This is a genomic window from Streptomyces sp. NPDC005963 (genome assembly GCF_040638655.1).
Lineage (GTDB): Bacteria > Actinomycetota > Actinomycetes > Streptomycetales > Streptomycetaceae > Streptomyces.
Window position 1 is genome coordinate 131,709 of record NZ_JBEXVD010000017.1, and the last position, 19,844, is coordinate 151,552.

Genomic DNA, 19,844 nt, shown 5'->3' on the forward strand with positions numbered 1-19,844 from the left:
CGCGGACCACACAGCTGAGACAGCGGGCACAGACACCCGCAGCGATGTCCATCCTCGACCCAACCAGGCACTTTTCCGTCCGGATAGGACCATTCAAGATCACTTATCGCCGGTTGCCGGGCGCGTTGTCAGATGCAGGTGCGAGGATGCCCCCAGCACGGAGCCGTGGGACGGGAGCCCTGGTGTTCCGTGCCGACCTGCCGGGTGGGGGCCATCGGAGGCGGCTCCCCTGCCGGGCACCCCGTGCTGAAGGGATAGCAGACGGCGATGCAGATCCGGCTGACCGTTCTCGCGCCACGCGGCGGGCAGTCCGCGACGGTGGCAGGAGCCGTCGCAGGACAGGCCGGACCGGCCCGTGCCCGCGCTTGCGACGTGCTCGTCACCGCACCCGCCGGGACGGCTCTCGCCGCCGTGGCTTCCGGTCTGGCGACCGCCGCCGCAGGCTCCGACATATCCGGCGCGGCCGTCGTGCTCTACGCCGGCCAGGAACGACTCGACGCGCAGCGCCACATCCTCGGCGAGCCGCCCCTGGTGGACGGCGCGGTGCTGTCGCTCCAGTCCCCCGGTGAGGCCGAGCCGCCGGGCACCGACGCATCGGCGCAGCTCCACGTCGTCGCCGGTCCGGACGCCGGCGGGGTCCACCTCCTGCACGGCGGGCAGATCAGCGTGGGCCGCTCGGCCGACGCCGATGTTCCGCTAGACGACCCCGACGTCTCCCGACTGCACTGCTCGGTGACGGTCGGCGAGGACGGCCGGGTCACCGTCGCCGACCTCGGCTCGACCAACGGCACCACCCTGGACGGCAGGCCGGTCGGCTCCCGCCCGACGCGTCTCTCCGCGGGCGCCCTGCTGCGGCTCGGCGAGTCCGCCCTGCGTCTGGCGCCCGGCACCCCGGCCCCCGCACTGCCCACGGACCCCGACGGCGAAGGCCATCTGCGCGTTCCCGACCCCGGCTGTGCGCACGTCACCGACGATCCGGGGGGTACGCAGCACCCCGAGGCCCCGGGAAGCAGCGGGCGACCCGGCCCGGGGCAGGGCGAGGCGTTCGTACCCGGTGGGCGACGGGTGCCGCCGCAGTTCACGCCCGAGCACCCCACGGCTGCCGCGGCCCCGCCGCCCGGCCCGCGGGACGTCGAAGCGTCCGACCACCCCGACGAGCCGCAGCCGTCCGGCCAGCAGGAGGGCCGCAGCGCTCGCAAGCGCGGCATAGGCGCCTGGGCACGCCGGCTGGCGGGTGGCAGGGAATCCACGGAGCCAACGGGGTCCGCGGAGTGGGCAGGCTCCGCAGAGTCCACCGGCGGCACCGACGGCACCGCTTTCGGTGACGCGCCCCCACCCGGGACGAGACAGCCGTCCTCGGGAGCCACCCCGCCCACCACCCGGTCGCAGCGGTCGGGCCCCGGCTCCGCCGAGCGCTGGCCCGATCCCGCGGCCGTACTGCTCACCGCGCTCGGCCCGGGGCCGCGGCTCTGGGAGCGGGGCCCGGGGCATCCCGAGTCGCTGGTGCTGCGCCTGGGCACCGACGACCGCGACGGACTGCCCTCCGTACCCGTCACCGTGGGGCTCAGGGAGGCGGGCTCCCTCGGGCTGGCGGGGCCTCGCACCCGGCTGGCGGGGCTCGCCCGCTGGGCCGTGGCCCAACTCGTCGCCGCCCACTGCCCCGCCGAGTTGGAGATCGTGCTGATCAGCGCGGACCGCTCGCGGAGCCTGGAGGAACGCCGTGCGGAGTGGGCCTGGCTCGGCTGGTTGCCGCACGTGCGGCCCGGTCGCGGCCAGGACTGTCGACTCCTGTTGGCCTACGACCGCGAGCAGGCCGCCGCGCGTACGGCCGAGTTGACGCGCCGGCTCGACGACGGCCCGTGGGGCCCCGGCTGGCCCAGCGCCGACCCCCGGGCGGTGGCGGAGGCAGCCGCGCAACACAGCGGCGGTCACACGGTCGTCATCGTCGACGGAGACCCGGGTTCCGCGGCGCTGCGGGAGGTGACGGCACGGCTCGCGGGCGTCGGCCGGGCCACCGGAATCCATCTGATCGTGCTGGCGGAGACCCCCGCCGCATCACCAAACTCCCCGATAGCTGCGACCTACGAAACGGCCTGCGCCGCCTCACTCGCCTTCCGCGAGTGCGGGGCGGTCGCCATGCTCAGCGGAGACGTGGCGACGGCGCTGCGGCTGCTGCGGACCGCAGGTGGACTGCCGGCCGGCCAAGGCACGCTGGCCGCGGTCGACGCCGTGTCCGCCGCTTGGGCCGAGCGCTTCGCCCGGGCGCTGGCGCCCCTGCGCACCGAAGGCCCCTCCGGAGCGGACCCGGCCACCGGGCGGACAGCTGCCCTACCCCGCTCGGCCCGTCTGTTGGACGAGTTGGGGCTCGCCCGCGCCACTCCCGCCTCGCTGATGGCACGTTGGGCCTCGGCCGCGGACGTACCCCAGCAGTCCGGCAAGTCCCCGGCCGATCAGCCCTCGGACCGCTGGTCGGACGGCACTGCCGTGCTGGGGGCGGGTCCACGCGGACCGCTCGCCGTCGATCTCGTCAAGGACGGACCCCACCTCCTGATCGAAGGGCCGCCCGGCAGCGGGCGTACGGAACTGCTGCGTTCCATCGCCGCCTCGCTCGCCGCCAGTGCCCGCCCCGACCGGCTCGGTCTGCTGCTCGTCGACGGCGCGGGCGGGGAGCGCGGGGACGGCCTCGGCGTCTGCACCGAACTCCCGCACGCCTGTGAGCACCTGGTCGCCAGCGATCCGGTGCGGATGCGGGCCTTCGCCCAGGCCCTCGGCGCGGAGCTGAAGCGCCGGGCGGAGGTCCTGGGGGCCGCGGGCTTCGCGGAGGGGCAGTCGGGCGGGCGTACGGCAGGTCAACGGCCGTCCGGCGCTCAGGGCCAGTTCGCCGGCGCACCCTCCTATCCGCCCGCGGGGGGCGCCTCCGCACGGGGAGACCTCGACTCGCCCCCGAGCGGCACCCTGCGGTTGCGCCCCGGCGGCCGGACCCCGACCGCCCCCACCGCCGAACGGCCGCTGCCCAAACTGGTGGTCCTCGTCGACGACTACGACGCACTGGTGGCGCCTGCGCTGGGCAGCACGGGACGACCAGCGGCCGGTTCGGTGGTGCGGGCGCTGGAGGCCGTGGCCCGCGACGGCGAACGGCTCGGCGTCCATCTGGTCGCCACCTCGGCCCGGCCCGAGTACACCGCGGACACGGAGTTGGCGCGCGGGACCCGACTGCGGGCCGTCCTGGACGCGCCCCCGGTCACCCCGGGCCCGCAGGAGCCCAGCCCGGGGCGAGGTCGACTGACCCACCGCGACGGGCGGGAGACGCCGTTCCACAGCGGCCGGGTCACCGGGCGCATCCCGCGTACGGCCACCTTGCGGCCCACTGTGGTCCCGCTGGAGTGGGAGCGCATGGGAGACCCGCCGACCCGCCGACCCGTGCGCGAGTTGGGCAATGGACCGACCGATCTCGCCCTGCTGGCCAGCGCGTTGGAGCGCGCCGCCAGCCTGGTGGACGCCCGGGCGCTGCCGCCGCTCACTCCCGTACGTCCATGAGGGGTACGCACATCCTTGAGGGGCACGTATTAAAAGCCTTCGAGGGGGCATGACGTCACAGGGGGATCACGAAAGCCCGCCGCGGCCCGACGGCGGTATTGCGACGCTGCTGGACCCGGCGTAGACCTGTCGCTCAATGGGAACGCACGAAAGAGACGGGGCAGCAATGCACACAACTCTTCGTACGGGCAGGGCCGCAGCGGTATTAACCGCCGCCGTCGCGCTCACGGTGGCCGGCTGTAGCGGCGACGGCGACAAAACACCGGAGAAATCCGGAGGCACCAAGGGCACGGCGCCCGTCTCCACGGTGGAACTCCCCAGACTCAAGGGGGAGAAGGTCGAAGTGGCCGCCGTCTGGAGCGGCCCCGAACAGGAGAATTTCGTCAAGGTCCTGGACGAGTTCGAGAAACGCACGGGGGCCGAAGTCACCTTCGTCCCGGCACAGGACCCGATCGTCAATTTCCTCGGCACCAAGATCGCCGGCGGTAGTCCTCCCGATGTGGCGATGCTGCCCCAACCGGGCGCCATCCAGCAGGCGGCGCAGCGTGGTTGGGCGAAACCGGTGGGCGCCGAGGCCAAGGCGCAACTGGCGAAGAACTACTCGGCCGGTTGGCAGAAGATCGGCCAGGTGAACGGCGAACAGTTCGGCGTCTACTACAAGGCCGCCAACAAGTCGCTCGTCTGGTACAACAGCGCCGCCTTCGACAATGCGGGCGCACAGGAGCCGAAGACCTGGAAGGACTTCCTGGCCACCGCCGAAACGATCTCGGCATCGGGCGTCACCCCCGTTTCGGTCGCGGGCGCGGACGGTTGGACGCTGACCGACTGGTTCGAGAACATCTACCTCTCGCAGGCCGGTCCGCAGAAGTACGACCAACTCGCCCAGCACAAGATCAAGTGGACCGACCCCACGGTGAAGGCCGCGCTGACGACCCTCGCCGAACTCTTCGGCAAGCCGAACCTGATCGCCGGCGGGGCCAACGGCGCGCTCCAGACCGAGTTCCCGGCGTCCGTCACCCAGACGTTCACCGGGGGCGACCAACCCAAGGGGGCCATGGTCTTCGAGGGCGACTTCGTCTCGGTCAACATTGCGCAGACGGATGCCAAGATCGGTACGGATGCGAAGGTCTTCCCCTTCCCCGCGGTGGGCGCGCAGCCTCCTGTCGTCACGGGCGGGGACGCGGCGGTGGCGCTGAAGGACAGCAAGGGCGCGCAGGCGCTGTTGACGTTCCTCGCCTCGCCGGACGCGGCGGCGATCTCGGCCGCGGCCGGTGGATTCCTCTCCCCCAACAAGTCGCTGGACCCGGCCGCGTACCCCAATGACGTGCTCCGCGACATCGCGAAGGCGTTGATCGCATCGGGCGACGACTTCCGGTTCGACATGTCGGACCAGATGCCGCAGTCCTTCGGCGGCACTCCGGGCAAGGGATTCTGGAAAGCCCTTCAGGACTTCCTCAAGAACCCCAAGGACATCGCGGGTATTCAGCAACAGCTGGAATCCGAAGCGGCCAAGGCCTACCAGGGCTAGGGATGGCCACCACAGCTCCAGCGGGGGGTCCGGCACGGCCGGACTCCCCCGCTCCGCAGCGCAAGAGCGTGATCGGCACCCGCGCATTGATGGCGGCGGGCTTTCTGCTGCCCGCGCTGGTGCTGTTGGGCGCGCTCGTGGTCTACCCGATCGGGTACTCGGTCCACCGTTCGTTCTTCGATCGGTCCGGCGAGGCATTCGCGGGGCTCGACAACTATGTGGAGATCTTCACCGACGAGAGCATCTTCACCGCGGTGAAGAACAATGCGATCTGGGTGGTGGCGGCTCCGGCCATCGCCACCGTACTGGGATTGATCTTCGCGGTACTGACCGAACGCGTCCGTTGGGGCACCGCGTTCAAATTGATCATCTTTATGCCCATGGCCATTTCGATGCTCGCCTCGGGCATCATCTTCCGACTGGTGTACGAACAGGACCCGGACCGCGGGGTCGCCAATGCGGTCTGGGTGGGCGTACACGACACCTTCGCCGAATCGTCGGTGTTCCCGAGGGCCCGCCCCCTGCCCGTACACCCGCTGACGGCCGGGGGCGACGGTTCCTTCGTCACCAAGCAGCCGATATCCGCCGGTACGCCGGTCCTGCTGCCCCTGGTGGGGGTGGCGCCCGACGTGATGCCGGACGGCGCACGGCCGGCGAAGGCGACGGCACCGGCGTCCAACGGGCGGATCGAGGGCACGGCCTGGCTGGACTTCACCCGGGGCGGCGGCGGCAAACCGAACATCGTCGACGGCACGGAGTTGGGGCTCAAGGGCCTCAAGGTGGAGGCGGTCAAGGACGGGAAGGTGGTCGCCTCGGCACGGGCGGGCGCGGACGGCTCGTTCTCGTTGCCGGCCGCGGCCGACGGCGCCCAGGTCCGCTTGCCCGCGGAGAACTTCCGGGAGCCGTACAACGGCGTCAACTGGCTGGGGCCCTCGCTGGTGACCCCCGCGATCATCGGCAGCTACGTCTGGATGTGGGCCGGTTTCGCGATGGTGCTCATCGCCGCCGGGCTGGCGAGCGTGCCGCGGGAACTGCTGGAGGCCGCCCGGATGGACGGCGCCAACGAGTGGCAGGTCTTCCGCCGGGTGACCGTGCCCCTGCTGGCCCCCGTCCTGGGGGTGGTGCTGGTGACGCTGATGATCAATGTGCTGAAGATCTTCGACCTGGTGTACATCATCGCGCCGGGATCGTCCCAGGACGACGCCAACGTCCTGGCGCTCCAGCTCTACCGGTCGTCGTTCGGCACGGACTCACATCTCGGCCTCGGCAGCGCCATCGCCGTACTCCTGCTGTTGCTGGTGCTCCCCGTGATGTTCGTGAACATCCGTCGGATGCGAAGGGAGAGCCGCCGATGACCCCGAAGGCCCCGACAACCCCAGCCGGCGGCGGAGGGAAGGCCCGGCAATCGCTCCCGGCACGGATCGCGGCCGTCACCGGCGGCGGCGCGATGCGGATCTTCCTGATCCTGGTCGGGCTGTTCTGGTTGATGCCCACCTTCGGGCTGCTGATCTCCTCGCTGCGCGGCCCGTCGGACATCGCGGGGAGCGGCTGGTGGCAGGTGTTCAGCGAGCCGGCGCAACTCACGGCCGAGAACTACGAACGACTCCTGTCCAACGAGGCGATCACCGACTCGCTCTGGGCGAGCGTGGCGATCACCGTGCCGTCGACCGTCCTGGTGGTGGTGATCGGCGCGCTGGCCGGATACGCCTTCGCCTGGATGGACTTCCCCGGCCGCGACTGGTGGTTCATGGCGGTGGTGGCCCTGTTGGTCGTTCCCGTACAGGTGGCCCTCGTACCGGTGTCCAAACTCTTCGGGGACATCGGGATCTTCGAGACCACGCTGGGCGTCATCCTCTTCCACGTCGCGTTCGGGCTGCCGTTCGCGATCTTCCTCCTGCGGAACTTCTTCGCGGAGATCCCCCGGGAGCTGTTGGAGGCCGCCCGGCTCGACGGCGCCGGTGAACTGCGTTTGTTCGCCCAGGTGGTGATGCCGCTGGGGGCTCCGGCGATCGCCTCACTCGGGATCTTCCAGTTCCTCTGGGTGTGGAACGACATGCTGGTCGCCCTGATCTTCGCCGACTCCGAGAGCGCGCCGATCACCGTGGCCCTCCAGCGCCAGGTGCGCCAGTTCGGGAACAACATCGACATCCTGGCGTCCGGGGCGTTCTTGTCCATGGTCATCCCGCTGGCGGTCTTCTTCGCCTTCCAACGGCAGTTCGTGTCCGGGGTGATGGCGGGTGCCGTGAAGTAGCGGGCCCCGCAGTGGCTCCCGCTCCCGAGGTGTGAAGGTCCCACAGGCGGCGCGCACCGTATCGGCGTTCGATGCGCGCCGCCTCTCGGGGAAGGGTCCCGCGGCCATGGACCCCTGGACCGGGGCGATCCGTCGACGACACCCGGACGACGGACCTCAGGGCAGGGTGAGCTCAGCCCATACCCGCTTGCCCCAGTCCAACTGCTCGGTGCCCCAGCGACATGACAGTGCCGAGATCACTGCCAGCCCGCGCCCGCGTTCGGCGTGCACATCGGCCTCGCGCACCACGGGCAGTCGGTGCGAGCCGTCCAGGACGGCCACCCGCACCATCGACCGCGCGGGCCGTGAGACCACCACGTGGATCACCCGGCAGCCGGAGTGCTCCACGCTGTTGGCGACCAGTTCGCTCGCCACCAGTACGGCCGGGTCCGTCAGCTCCGACAGATCCCATTTCTCCAAGGCGTCCATCACCAGCACTCTGGCTCTGCGCACCGACTGTGGTACGCCGTCGAGCACTTCGCTGTAGCTCGGACATCCGATGGGTACGGACTCTGCCTTCGTCATCATGGGAGCCTCATGACAGGTGGGGGGCGCGGGGGGAACCCGCTTCCGCCTGGGCGGGGGCTGAGGGCGGAAGCGGGGACGGCCGCCTGACAGGGGCAGCCAGGGGCTCATACAACCGCTTCGGCATCCGGTCAGGGCAGGAAAAACCGGGCGGGGCTGGTCGCGTGCGACCGGAAATTTCGCGGTGAAGTACCGGAACGGAAGCCTCAACAGCCACAGGCAGAACCGCTACCGTGAACCTCGTGACTCCCAACGTCCGCTTGAAAACAGCGGTGGAGGAAGCAGGGTTCACCCAGGCCGAACTGGTCGAGAAGCTGAACGAGCAGCTCAGGACCGCAGGCCATCGGGGCACAGTGAGCGACAGGACCGTCCGCTATTGGCTGACCGGAAAATCCCGCTGGCCGCACCCGCGCCAACGGGCCGCGTTAGAGGCAGTATTCGGGCGTCCGACCGTCGAACTCGGCTTCGTTCCACCGGAGGGCCCATTGCTCCGCCGCACTTTCCTCGCCTCCACCACGGCCACAGCGGCCGGGTCCGCACTGCCCACCGTTCCGGGCGCAACCGGCCGGGTGGGCACATCGGACGTGGCCAGACTGCGCGCCAGTCTGGACGGTCTGATGGCACTGGACGATGCGCGCGGTGGCCATGCCGCCCTGGAGAGAACCGCGCTCGCCGGGGCGTCCGAGTGTCTGGGCAACCAGAGCCGGGCCAGCTCCCAGCGCGTGCGGCAACGACTGCTGGGGCTCGCCGCCGACTTCACGGCGACGGCGGCCTGGTCCAATATCGACGCGCGTCACCTCGGTCGGGCACAGAGCCAACTCAAGGAGGCGCTCTACCTGGCGCGGATGGCCGACGACCCCACCACCGAGATGCGGGTCTGGAACTCGGTGGCCATGCTGGCGCACCAGCGCAAGGAACACGGCCAGGCCGTCGATGCCGCCCACGCCGCACAGGCCACCGGCATCACCCGGCGCGATCCGTTGTTCGCCTCCCTGGCCCACGCCCGTACCGCGGTCGGCCATGCGAACAAGGGCGATCGGCAACCCGCCCTGCGATCGCTCGGATTCGCCGAGGACCTGCTGGGCAAGGCGGACACCGCTGCGGTGCGCCCGTCCTGGATCGCCTTCTACGGACCGGCCGAGTTATACGCCCTCAGTGCGATCGTGCAGGACCGGCTCGGGGACGCCGCCGAGGCCGAGGCCGCGTCGCACAAGGCCCTTGCGGTCCTGCCGGACCAGTTCCGCCGCAACCGTGCGCTGACCACCGCCCGGCTGGGGCTCGCCCAACTGCACCAGGGCGACACCGAGCAGGCGTGCGACACGGCGTCCTCGGTCTTCGACCTGATGGCCGGCGGACAGTTGCCGGGACGGATGCGCTCGCTGATGGGTGACTTCTACCGCGACCTCATGGAGCAGGCGCCGACCAGTGCGGTGGCGCGCGCTTGGGGCGACCGCTACCGCGACCAATGGAGCCGATCGTGAACGTCGAACTGCGACGGTACGGACACGGCGATCTTTCCGGCATCCGGCAGGTACTGCTGGACGTCCACGCCGACGCGTACGCCGAACAGGCGGGCGATCCCTTCGTCCAGCGCTTCCCGTGGTTCGTCGACCACTGGGGCGGAAATCCCGACTTCGCCTGCGTCATCGGCTACGAGGGGCAGGAACCGGTCGGTTTCGTCTACGGAGCCCCCTCGGGCACCGGCCGCGAGTGGTGGCGCGAGCATCTGACCGCCACACCCGACAATCCGTCGACCTTCGCGGTGTCGGAGTTGATGGTCCGCCCGAGGTGGCGCAAGAAGGGGGTGTCGGCGCGCCTGCACGAATCCCTGTTGAGGGCGCGCGGCGAACACATGGCGGTGCTCCTCGTCGACACCACGCATCCACGGGTACAGGCCCTCTACGAGTCCTGGCAGTACCGCAAGATCGGCGAGCGGCGGCCGTTCCCCGATGCGCCGCTGTACGCGGTGATGCTCCGCGCCCTGCGCTAGGGCCCGCAGAGTCCCGTGTGGGCCCAGGGACCGCCGCTACCTTCGCACCGCCTAATAAATAGCGAGAAAAACACCCAAAGCGGGCTAAGGTGCGGGCTGATGACGTCCCCTCGGATCGCCCCGCTCCCGGTCGGCCACCCCCTGTCCCTCGGACCGAGGAAACCCCCGCCGGACCGAACCGCCCGCCGGAACGCCGCCCTGCTCGCGGGTGTCTGGACGATCACCCGGATCGGTCTGGTCCTCCTGCTGCTCGTCGACCGCGTCGGCGACTCGGGGGTGGCGGGTGAGGTGCACACGCTCTACCACCACTGGTACGAGCAACTCAGCCGGGGCGCCTTCCCGCTCGACGACCCCACCTGGCAGTATCCGCCCGGCGCCGCACTGGTCTTCCTCGCGCCCGCCCTGCTGCCGTGGTTGACGTACTTCCAGGCGTTCGTCGCCCTGATCCTCCTCGCCGACGCCGTGATCACCTGGGCCCTCGCCCGCGCGGGCGACCAGGGCGCCTGGCTGTGGGTGTGCGGGCTGCCCTTGCTGCTGCATCTGCCGCTCGCCCGCTACGACGTGCCCGTCACCGCCGTCGCCGTGCTGGCGCTCCTCGCCCTGCGGCGGAACCCGCGCACCGGTGGGGCACTCGCCGGGATCGGCGCAATGATCAAGGTGTGGCCCCTGCTCACCCTCGTGGGAACCCCTCGGGGACGTACCACACGAGCCGTCTGGTCATCCGCCGCCACCTCCGCCGCCGTACTCCTGCTCGTACTGGTGCTGGGATTCAGCCATCCCCTCAGCTTTCTGCAACAGCAGGGCGAACGCGGGGTGCAGATCGAGTCCCTCGGTGGAACCGCGCTGCAACTGGCACGGCTCGGCGGCTGGAGTGGCGAGGTCCGCTTCCAGTACGGGGCGTTCGAGCTGGTCGGCCCCTACACCGCCGAGATGACGCGGCTCCTCCTGCTGCTGAGCGTGCTGGCACTGGGCTGGCTGGTGCTCTGGCGCGCCCGTGCCCGCCGCTGGGACCCGGCCACCCCCCTCGACGCCGCATTCACCGCCGTCCTGCTCTTCACCATCACCAGCCGGGTCATCAGTCCGCAGTACATGATCTGGCTGCTCGGACTCGCCGCGGTCTGCCTCACCAGCCGGCGCACCACACAGCGTTCCGTCGCCCTGCTGATGCTGCCCGCGGCCTGTCTGACCTCCCTGGCCTTCCCCCTGCTGTACGAGGACGTGGTGGCGGGCACTCCGCTCGGCTGTCTGCTGATGGTTCTGCGGAACGGACTGCTCCTGACCGCCGCGGTGCTGTCCTGCCGGCGGCTCTGGCGGGCGAGCGCATGACCGCAGGGGCACCCCGTGGGCCCGGGATTCCCCTGCGGTCCGCCTAGAGCGGCCGTCAGCTCAGCTGTGCGTCCGCAGCAACTGGCGCATCGTCCGCATCGCGACCGACAGGTTCGCCAGATCGAAGGTGTCGGACCCCTGGATCTCCTCCAGGGTCCCGCGCGCCCGGGCCAGGATCGAGGCGTTCTTCTCCTGCCACTGCCCGAACCGCTCCTCCGGGCTGGAGCTGCCGTTGCCCACCGAGAGCACGTCGGCGGTGAGCATCGCATGGGCCGCGTACAGGTCCTCACGGATGGAGGCGCGGGCCATGGACTGCCAGCGGTCCTCGCGCGGCAACTCGATGATCCGGTCCATCAGCTGGGTGATCCGCAGCCGATCGGCGAGGTCGTAGTACACCTCGGCGACCGCCATCGGCTCCTTCTGGGTCCGATCGGCGATGGCCACGATGTCCAGGGTGGGGAAGGCCGAGGAGAACCCGGCCACCCGGGCCGCCAACTCCTCGGGAACGCCCTCCTCGGTCAGCTCCTTGAGGATGCCGTGGTACCAGTCGAGGTCCTCGCCGCGCAGCATCTTCGCCAGCTGTCCCCAGACCTGCTCCACGCGCTCCGCGAAGAACTCGACCGTCTCGGCCAGCTCCAGCGGCTGCGGACGGTTGCCGAGCAGCCAGCGGGTGCCACGCTCCACCAGCCGCCGCGAGTGCAACCGGATGCGGGTCAGGACGTCGGCCGCGACCTGGTTGTCGAGTGCCTCCACCGAATCCCACACCTCGCTGAGGCCGAAGATCGCACGCGCCGCTGTCTGCGCCCGCACGACCTCCTCGATGGAGGCTCCGGTCTCCTCGCGCAGTCGGTGCAGGAAGGTCGAACCACCGGTGTTGACGGTGTCGTTGACCAGCACGGTGGTGATGATCTCCCGACGCAGCGCATGGCCGTCGACGGCGTCCGGGTACTGCTCGCGCAACGGCTTGGGGAAGTAGGCGTGCAGCAGTCGGCGCAGATACGGATCGTCCGGGAGCGTGGTAACGATCAACTCATCAGCGGTGGTGATCTTGGTGTACGCCATCAGAACGGCCAGCTCGGGCTGGCTGAGGCCCTTGCCGCCGTTGAGTAGCTCCCGGATCTGTCGGTCGGTCGGCAGGAACTCCAGTTCGCGGTTGAGCGCACCATCCCGGCCGAGCCGGCGCATGTACCGCTGGTGGGCGTGGAGCAGAGAGGGCGCCTGGGTGACCGCGTTCGAGAGTGCGGTGTTCTGGGCGTAGTTGTTGCGCAGGACGAGGGCGCCGACCTCGTCCGTCATCTTCGCTAGGAGCTGGTTGCGCTGCTTGACGGTGAGGTCGCCGTCGGCGACCAGCCCGTTCAGCAGGATCTTGATGTTCACCTCGTGGTCGGAGGTGTCCACACCTGCGCTGTTGTCGATGGCGTCCGTGTTGACCCGACCGCCGATCCGGTCGAACTCGATCCGGCCGAGCTGGGTGAGCCCCAGGTTGCCGCCCTCGCCGACGACCTTGGCCCGCAGGTCCTCGCCGTTGACGCGAATGGCGTCGTTGGCCTTGTCGCCCACGTCCGCGTTGGACTCGCTGGACGCCTTGACGTACGTCCCGATGCCGCCGTTCCAGAGCAGATCCACCGGAGCGTGCAGCACGGCGCGCATCAGTTCGGCGGGGGTGACCTTGGAGATGCCGGCGGCGATCCCGAGCGCCGCGCGCATCTGCGCGTTGACGGGGATCGACTTGGCGGTACGGGGGTGGATGCCACCTCCCGCCGACAGCAGTTCCTTGTCGTAGTCGGCCCAGCTGGAGCGGGGCAGCTCGAACAGACGACGGCGCTCCGCGTACGAGGTGGCCGCGTCCGGGTTGGGGTCGATAAAGATGTGTCGGTGGTCGAATGCGGCCACCAACCTGATGTGCTCGCTGAGCAACATGCCGTTGCCGAAAACGTCACCGGACATGTCACCGACGCCGACGACGGTGAAGTCCTCGGTCTGGGTGTCGTGACCGAGTTCGCGGAAGTGCCGCTTCACGGACTCCCAGGCGCCCCGGGCGGTGATGCCCATGCCCTTATGGTCGTATCCGGCGGAGCCGCCGGACGCGAACGCATCACCGAGCCAGAAGTCGTAGGCGACGGCGACCTCGTTGGCGATGTCCGAGAACGAGGCGGTGCCCTTGTCAGCGGCGACGACGAGATAGGTGTCGTCCTCGTCGTGGCGGACCACGTCCGCCGGCGGTACGACCTCGCCCGCCACCAGGTTGTCGGTGATGTCGAGCAGCGCCGAGATGAACGTCTTGTAGCAGGACACGCCCTCGGCGAGCCAGGCGTCCCGGTCCACCGAGGGATCGGGCAGTTGCTTGGCGACGAATCCGCCCTTGGCACCGACCGGGACGATCACGGTGTTCTTGACCATCTGTGCCTTGACCAGGCCCAGGATCTCCGTACGGAAGTCCTCGCGCCGGTCGGACCAGCGCAGACCGCCGCGGGCGACCTTGCCGAACCGCAGGTGGACGCCCTCGACACGCGGGGAGTACACCCAGATCTCGTACGCAGGGCGGGGTGCGGGCAGATCGGGGATCGCCGTGGGGTCGAACTTCATCGACACGTAGCCGTGGAAGGCGCCGCTGTCGGCCTTCTGGAAGAAGTTCGTGCGCAGCGTCGCCTTGATCACGGTGAGGAAGGACCGCAGGATGCGGTCCTCGTCCAGGCTGGCCACCTGGTCGAGCGCGCCGTCGAGCTCCTCCATCAGACCGTCGGTCAGCTCGGTTCCGGCGCTCTGCCGACCGGGCGACATCCGTGCTTCGAAGAGGGAGACCAGCAGCCGGGTGGTGTGGACGTTGTTACGGAGGGTGTCCTCCATGTAGTCCTGGCTGAAGGTCGAGCCGGCCTGGCGCAGGTACTTGGCGTACGTGCGCAGCACCATGGCCTGGCGCCAGTTCAGCGCGGCGCCCAGGACCAGGGAGTTGAAGCCGTCGTTCTCCGCCTCACCGGTCCACACGGCCGCGAAGGCATCCTGGAACCGCTCGCGGGCGTCGTCGGCGAGGTGGTCGCCGTTGGTGCGCGGCATCCGCAGACCGAAGTCGTAGATCCAGACCAGGGAGCGGTCCGAGCAGCGCAGCTCGTACGGGCGCTCGTCGACGACCTCGCAGCCGAGGCGCTGGAGGATCGGGAGGACGGCGGAGAGGGAGACCTGCTCGCCGGTGCGGTAGATCTTGAAGCGGCGCTCTCCGGGGCCGGCGCCGACCGGCTCGTACAGGGAGAGCGCGAAGTTGCGGCCGGAGTCGGTGAGCGCTTCCAGGTGCACCAGGTCGGCGACGGCGGAGCGCGGCGAGTGGTCGGCCTTGTACCCCTCGGGGAGGGCGTTGCCGTAGCGGCGGAGCAGTTCGGCTGCGCGCTCCTCACCCAGTTCGGCGTTGAGGGCGTCGGAGAACCCGTCCGCCCAGGAGCGGGCAGCTTCGACCAGCCGGGCCTCGATGCGCTCGGTGTCTGCATCGGTGAGGTGGGGCAGCTCGGTGCCGGGCGCGACCCGGACCACGAAGTGGATGCGGGAGAGGATCGATTCGGTGTTCCACGCGGTGAAGTCGACGCTGGTGCCGCCGAGCTCCTCCTTGAGGATGTCGATCAGCCGCAGCCGTACGCCGGTGGTGTAGCGGTCGCGCGGCAGGTAGACGAGGGCGGAGTAGTAGCGGCCGTACTCGTCCTGGCGGAGGTAGAGCCTGAGCCGACGGCGCTCCTGGAGGTAGAGCACGCTGGTGGCGATGGTGCGCAGCTGGTCGACGGGGGTCTGGAACAGCTCGTCGCGCGGGTAGGTCTCCAGGATCTGGAGCAGGTCGCGGCCGTCGTGGCTGTTGGGCGAGAAGCCCGCGCCGTCGAGGACTTCGGCCACCCGGCGGCGGATGACGGGGATGCGGCGGACGGACTCGGTGTACGCGGCGGACGAGAAGAGGCCGAGGAACCGCCGCTCACCGATGACGTTGCCGTCCGCGTCGAACTTCTTGACCCCGACGTAGTCGAGGTAGCTGGGCCGGTGGACGGTGGCCCGGCTGTTGGCCTTGGTCAGGACGAGCAACCTGTGCTCGCGGGCCTTCGCACGGGCGTCCGCGGGAAGCCTGGAGAAGGAGGGGCTGACCGGGTGATCCTCGTCCTCGCTGTGGTGCGGGTCGGAACGCAGGATGCCGAGCCCCGTCCCGGGAACAGCGGCCAGCGCATCACTCTCCGTGAGCGTGTACTCCCGGAAGCCCAGAAAGGTGAAGTGGTCCGCCGCCAGCCACCGCAGGAGCTCGCGCGCCTCTTCGACCTCCTGGTCGGCGAGGTCGTCGGCGGTGGGTTCGGTCGGGAGCTCATCGGCGATGCGCAGCGCGGCTTCGCGCATCTTCTCCCAGTCTTCGACGGCTTCGCGCACATCGGAGAGGACCCTCAGGAGGTCGTTGGTGATCTCCTTGAGATCGGCACGATCCGTCTCGCGGTCGATCTCCACATGGATCCAGGACTCGATCAACGCATCGTGCGGCAGGTCCTTGGGGTCCCTCGGCCGCTTCGCCGTGGGGAGCACCTCGATCAGCTTGCCCGTGATGTCACGGCGCACGGTGACCTGTGGATGGATCACCACGTGGATGCCACGGCTCTGGCGGGAGAGCTCGTTGGTCACCGAGTCCACGAGGAAGGGCATGTCGTCGGTGACCACTTCGACGACGGAGTGGCTGCACGTCCAGCCGTTCTCCTCGACCGTCGGGGTGTGGACCCGCACATTGGCCGTGCCCTGGGGCCGGTCCTCGGCCAGTCGGTAGTGTGAAAGCGCCGCTCCGTAGACATCGACCGGATCGCGGTCCGCAAGGTCCTCGGGGGCAGTGTGCAGGTAGTAGCGCTGGAGGTAGCTGAGCAAGGTGTCCCGATCTGGACTCTCGCCTTGCTCCTCCCCGGTGGGGTGATGCACCCCGCCGGGACTGTTCTCAGCTACCCGGGCGGCCCGTGCGAGCAGCTCGGCCTTGGCTTCGTCCAGCTTGGTCTGCATGTCCTCTGGCTCCTGTCGCGCGCCGTTGCGTGACGTAGGTGAAAGAAGCGACGCAACGCCACGACACGGGGTGTCCGGTCTGGGTCGACGTTATGCCGCGATGAGAGTTGCCCGAGCCGGAATCGACAAAAATCAACAATCGGCAAGGGGCTTGGGGATCGGCGACCGCCCCGGCGCGGTGGCGCTCCGGGCGAAGGCTGGGGGCTTCGCTGCCCCCAGGGCGTATCGCGCTGATCACTGCTCCAGGCTATCGCTCCGCACCCCCGAAGCGTCATGAGCCTTATGTGTACAAAAGAGGGGTGCGAAGTTTGACACTCTGCACAGCGACACAGGCCCTCTTGGCGAACAGTCCCGGGAGGTGCAGGTTGGCGATGGACGACACACGGTCACCGCAGACGGCCCCAGCGCCGCCCGGAAACGCCCTTTCCGGGCCCGCCAGGCCCGCCAGCCCGACACAGGGAGCAGCCCATGACAGCCAAGGTCCTGATCGTCACCGGCGACGCAGCAGAGTCCCTGGAAGTTCTCTATCCGTACCAGCGGCTGCTGGAGGAGGGGTACGAGGTGCACCTTGCGGCCCCCACCCGTAAGAAGCTCCAGTTCGTGGTGCACGACTTCGAACCCGGCTTCGACACCTACACCGAGAAGCCCGGATACACCTGGCCGGCGGACCTGGCGTTCGCCGAAGTGGACCCCGGGGACTACGTGGCGGTGGTCATTCCGGGTGGTCGAGCCCCGGAGTACCTACGCAACGATCCGGAGCTGCGCAAGATCCTCAAAGCCTTCTTCGATGCGGACAAGCCGGTGGCCCAGATCTGTCACGGCCCACTGCTGACCGCGGCGATCGGCGGTCTGGAAGGCCGCCGCGTCACCGCGTATCCGGCGTTGGAGCTGGATATGCAGGCCGCCGGGGCAAGCTTCCAGGACGCGGAAGCTGTGGTGGACGGCACTCTCGTCTCCTCTCGTGCATGGCCCGATCACCCGTCGTGGATGCGGGAGTTCCTCAAGGTGCTGGCCGCGACCACGAAGGAATAGGCCGGGTGGGGGTGAAGCCGCCGATCGGGTGGTCAGGCCTGTCGTTCAGGGTCAGTGATGCTCCGGAGCCGCACCGACGCTCCGGGCCACGGTGGTCAGGCCGCGGTCGGGCCGGGATGGTCGTGATCCGGCCCGGCGGAGCAGCTGAGGCAGGGGGGAGAACCGAGCCCCGGCGCCCCCGAGGCCGCTCGACCGTCGTTCGGAGGGTGATGCCGGACTGGGATGACTAGTCCTGTCCCACCAGGTGGGGGTGACCTGCTCGGGCGGCGGCCCGGGCAGGCACCGGCCAGGCATCGGTTCACGGACGGGACTTCTCTACCCGCCCGCGCGTTCGGAGTCGGATGGAGTCGCCGAGGGCCTGGGCTGCTCGTGCATTCGCCCCTGGTGATGCTTCCCGGCGGACCTCACCTTGGAGCCAGGACGCTCACCGAGGGCGGCGCTGCCCCGCTTGCCCACCCCGTCTGCTCCAAACGAACGACCCTAGGCGACGAGGTCTATCGCCACCGCGACGGCCTCTTCCAAACTGTCCACCACCGGCACGCCCACCGACTCCAGGTTCGCCCTGCTGTGTGATCCCCCCGTGTACAGCACGGCCCGGGCCCCCACGTGTGCCGCGGCTATCGCATCGTCGGCGGCATCGCCGATGACCACCGTGCGTTCCGGAGCGGCGGCATCGGCCAGTGCGGCGAGATGGGCTTCCATATGGATCGCCTTGGAGCCGCCGGACCGGCCCTTGCGCCCCTCCACCCGCAGGAAATGGCCCTCGATACCGTATCCACGGACGATCGGTATCAACTCGTCGTGCCCGTACATGCTGAGGAGGGACTGGCTGCGCCCCGCCCGGCGCCACTCCCCCAGCAGCTCTTCGGCCCCTCGGGTCAGCCCGCAGCCGATCCGATGCTCGCTGTAGTACCGGTGGAAGGTAACGTCCATGGAGTCCCACTCCTCGTCCGTCGGCAGCCTCCCCAGCAACCGCTCGTAGAACCGGGGAACCGGCACGCAGTACATCTCCCGATAGCGCTCCAGCGTGATCGGCGCGAGACCTATCTCCGCGAACGCAGCGTTCGTCGCCCCGATGACCGCGGTGATGTCATCGAGCAGTGTGCCGTTCCAATCCCAGACGAGATGGGCATCGTGAGTGCCCCGGTGCTTCCCCATGGAAAAACCGTACCCGCCGGGTCTGACAATCGACTCTGCCCCAGGGAATCCGCAGGTCAGAGGAATGCACCTCCGGCCATCACCCAATCAATGCCGGAATCTCCTGCACCCCGAACCACAGCAGCTCGTGGTCTTCCGCACCGTCGACGATGAACTGTGCGTCGTCATCGCCCTGGTCTGCCGCGCCCAGGGCAGCAGCGGCAGCGCTCACGTCGTCCACGGCGTCGTCCGCGTCGACGTGCACCGCCGCTGCCTTCGTCAAGGGCAGGGCGACGGCAATGGTCACCTCACCGAGCGAACTGGCGTCGAGGGCCCGGTCCGGGTCCGCGACGGCATCCTGGTCGGCGACGTCTATCGCCACGACGACCCGTCGTGGACGCTCGTCAGGCCGCCCCGCGATCATTCGCAGCGAGGCCGCGGCGGCACGGTTGAGTGCCGCGTACTCCAGTTCCTCGACATCGTCGGAGAGGTACCACTCGCGCAGCCCGGGCGTGACGCCGTACGCGGTCACCGGGCCGGGTCCCAGCTCACCGACCTTGTGCGCCTCTGTGAGACCGGAGAGGGTCAGGGGGACGTAGACGCGCATGGGCTGACCGCTTTCCTAGTCGACAGACGCCCTCAGGATACGTGCGGGGTCCCCCTTCGGAGTGCCCTTGCCGGCCCGAGAAGGCGTCCACCCCGGTCCCCTTCCCACCGTCGCGACCAGGGCCCGGACTCGCTCCGCTCACCCTGATAGGTGATCTTTCCCCGAGGGCCGTCCGAGCAGACGGACCCTTGCGTCCATCCGTCGCACCCCGTAGAAGATCAACACGAAGTTACCGCCCGGTAGCGAATGGCCGGGCCCAGCCGACGGGGGACGACACCATGGACAGGACACGGCCGGCAGGACGACGCGACCAGCGCAGGCCCGCTGCCGCCGCAGCATCCGCGACAGCCCGCGCACGGCGCCAGGATCGACCGCACTACTGGTTCGCGGATCGCCTCCTCGCAGTGCTCAGCGGTCAACGCCCCGTGCACTGGATGCTGGGCCACACCATCGGCGAGGCGTACGAACAGCTCGTACGGCTGGCCCCCGGGGCACCCCTGCGCCCCGCGGACCGGGTCACTCCCGTCGTCCGCCACTGCGGCGAGTTCCACCCCGGCCCGGGCGTGATCGAGGCCTTCGCCCGCATCGGTTCGGGGGACAGGGTGAGCGCCATGGCCTTCCGCCTCGAACAAGGCGCCGACCAACGTTGGCGATGCGCCGCCGTGGAACTCGGGGGCGAGCGGATCGGCGTTCCCGGCTAGAACCCTTCCCACGACGAGGTACGGACAAGACCCGTCGTCCTGACCGCCAATCGGTATCTGCGCCCCCGACCGGGGCCTGTACGGCCAGGCTGGACCCGCACGCGCCGGCCGACGCAGCAGCGCCCGACCGACCGCGCACCCGAGGCCCCACCGGCGGGGTACGTCCTGCTGGA

13 protein-coding genes are annotated in these 19,844 nt (G+C 69.7%); 9 read left to right on the forward strand and 4 right to left on the reverse strand.

Annotation, left to right across the window (positions count from 1 at the left end; all coding sequences use genetic code 11):
- Positions 1-267: 267 nt before the first annotated feature.
- From ABZ348_RS22470 to ABZ348_RS22485, 4 genes are all read left to right on the forward strand, one after another.
- Positions 268-3,537, forward strand: coding sequence for an FtsK/SpoIIIE domain-containing protein (locus tag ABZ348_RS22470; protein WP_358935678.1), 3,270 nt, complete (start codon positions 268-270; stop codon positions 3,535-3,537).
- A 166-nt stretch (positions 3,538-3,703) separates the two neighbouring features.
- Entirely contained in the window at positions 3,704-5,065 is a 1,362-nt protein-coding gene (locus ABZ348_RS22475) for an ABC transporter substrate-binding protein (RefSeq protein ID WP_358935680.1), read from the forward strand.
- A 2-nt stretch (positions 5,066-5,067) separates the two neighbouring features.
- Complete coding sequence (locus ABZ348_RS22480; protein WP_358935682.1) at positions 5,068-6,420, forward strand: sugar ABC transporter permease; 1,353 nt, start codon at positions 5,068-5,070, stop codon at positions 6,418-6,420.
- Complete coding sequence (locus ABZ348_RS22485; protein WP_358935684.1) at positions 6,417-7,316, forward strand: carbohydrate ABC transporter permease; 900 nt, start codon at positions 6,417-6,419, stop codon at positions 7,314-7,316. Before ABZ348_RS22480 ends, ABZ348_RS22485 begins: the two co-directional genes overlap by 4 nt.
- Before the next feature lie 156 nt (positions 7,317-7,472).
- Here ABZ348_RS22485 and ABZ348_RS22490 read toward each other — a convergent pair whose 3' ends face one another.
- Positions 7,473-7,883, reverse strand: a complete 411-nt coding sequence (locus tag ABZ348_RS22490; protein ID WP_358935686.1) for an ATP-binding protein — start codon at positions 7,881-7,883, stop codon at positions 7,473-7,475.
- A 239-nt stretch (positions 7,884-8,122) separates the two neighbouring features.
- On the opposite strand from ABZ348_RS22490, the gene ABZ348_RS22495 reads away from it, so the two are divergent.
- The 3 genes from ABZ348_RS22495 to ABZ348_RS22505 all read left to right on the forward strand — a co-directional run bounded on the left by ABZ348_RS22495 (position 8,123) and on the right by ABZ348_RS22505 (position 11,196).
- On the forward strand, positions 8,123-9,361 hold the full coding sequence (locus ABZ348_RS22495) for an XRE family transcriptional regulator (RefSeq protein ID WP_358935688.1): 1,239 nt from the start codon (positions 8,123-8,125) through the stop codon (positions 9,359-9,361).
- On the forward strand, positions 9,346-9,870 hold the full coding sequence (locus ABZ348_RS22500) for a GNAT family N-acetyltransferase (RefSeq protein WP_358935690.1): 525 nt from the start codon (positions 9,346-9,348) through the stop codon (positions 9,868-9,870). The genes ABZ348_RS22495 and ABZ348_RS22500 overlap by 16 nt, the downstream gene beginning before the upstream one ends.
- Positions 9,871-9,969: 99 nt before the next feature.
- Entirely contained in the window at positions 9,970-11,196 is a 1,227-nt protein-coding gene (locus ABZ348_RS22505) for a glycosyltransferase family 87 protein (RefSeq protein WP_358935692.1), read from the forward strand.
- A gap of 60 nt (positions 11,197-11,256) precedes the next feature.
- Here the strand turns inward: ABZ348_RS22505 and ABZ348_RS22510 are convergent, their stop codons facing one another.
- Positions 11,257-16,194 carry an NAD-glutamate dehydrogenase gene (locus ABZ348_RS22510; protein WP_358935694.1) on the reverse strand — a complete coding sequence of 1,646 codons (4,938 nt, stop codon included), beginning with the start codon at positions 16,192-16,194 and terminating at the stop codon, positions 11,257-11,259.
- A 468-nt stretch (positions 16,195-16,662) separates the two neighbouring features.
- On the opposite strand from ABZ348_RS22510, the gene ABZ348_RS22515 reads away from it, so the two are divergent.
- On the forward strand, positions 16,663-17,226 hold the full coding sequence (locus ABZ348_RS22515) for a DJ-1/PfpI family protein (protein ID WP_358935696.1): 564 nt from the start codon (positions 16,663-16,665) through the stop codon (positions 17,224-17,226).
- 480 nt (positions 17,227-17,706) lie between these two features.
- On the opposite strand, the gene ABZ348_RS22520 is transcribed toward ABZ348_RS22515, so the two are convergent.
- On the reverse strand, positions 17,707-18,384 hold the full coding sequence (locus tag ABZ348_RS22520; RefSeq protein WP_358935698.1) for an HAD hydrolase-like protein: 678 nt from the start codon (positions 18,382-18,384) through the stop codon (positions 17,707-17,709).
- A gap of 79 nt (positions 18,385-18,463) precedes the next feature.
- Positions 18,464-18,970 carry a hypothetical protein gene (locus ABZ348_RS22525; protein ID WP_358935700.1) on the reverse strand — a complete coding sequence of 169 codons (507 nt, stop codon included), beginning with the start codon at positions 18,968-18,970 and terminating at the stop codon, positions 18,464-18,466.
- Positions 18,971-19,248: 278 nt separating this feature from the next.
- On the opposite strand from ABZ348_RS22525, the gene ABZ348_RS22530 reads away from it, so the two are divergent.
- Positions 19,249-19,671: an Rv3235 family protein gene (locus ABZ348_RS22530; RefSeq protein ID WP_358935702.1), complete on the forward strand. Its 423-nt coding sequence runs from the start codon at positions 19,249-19,251 to the stop codon at positions 19,669-19,671.
- Positions 19,672-19,844: the final 173 nt, after the last annotated feature.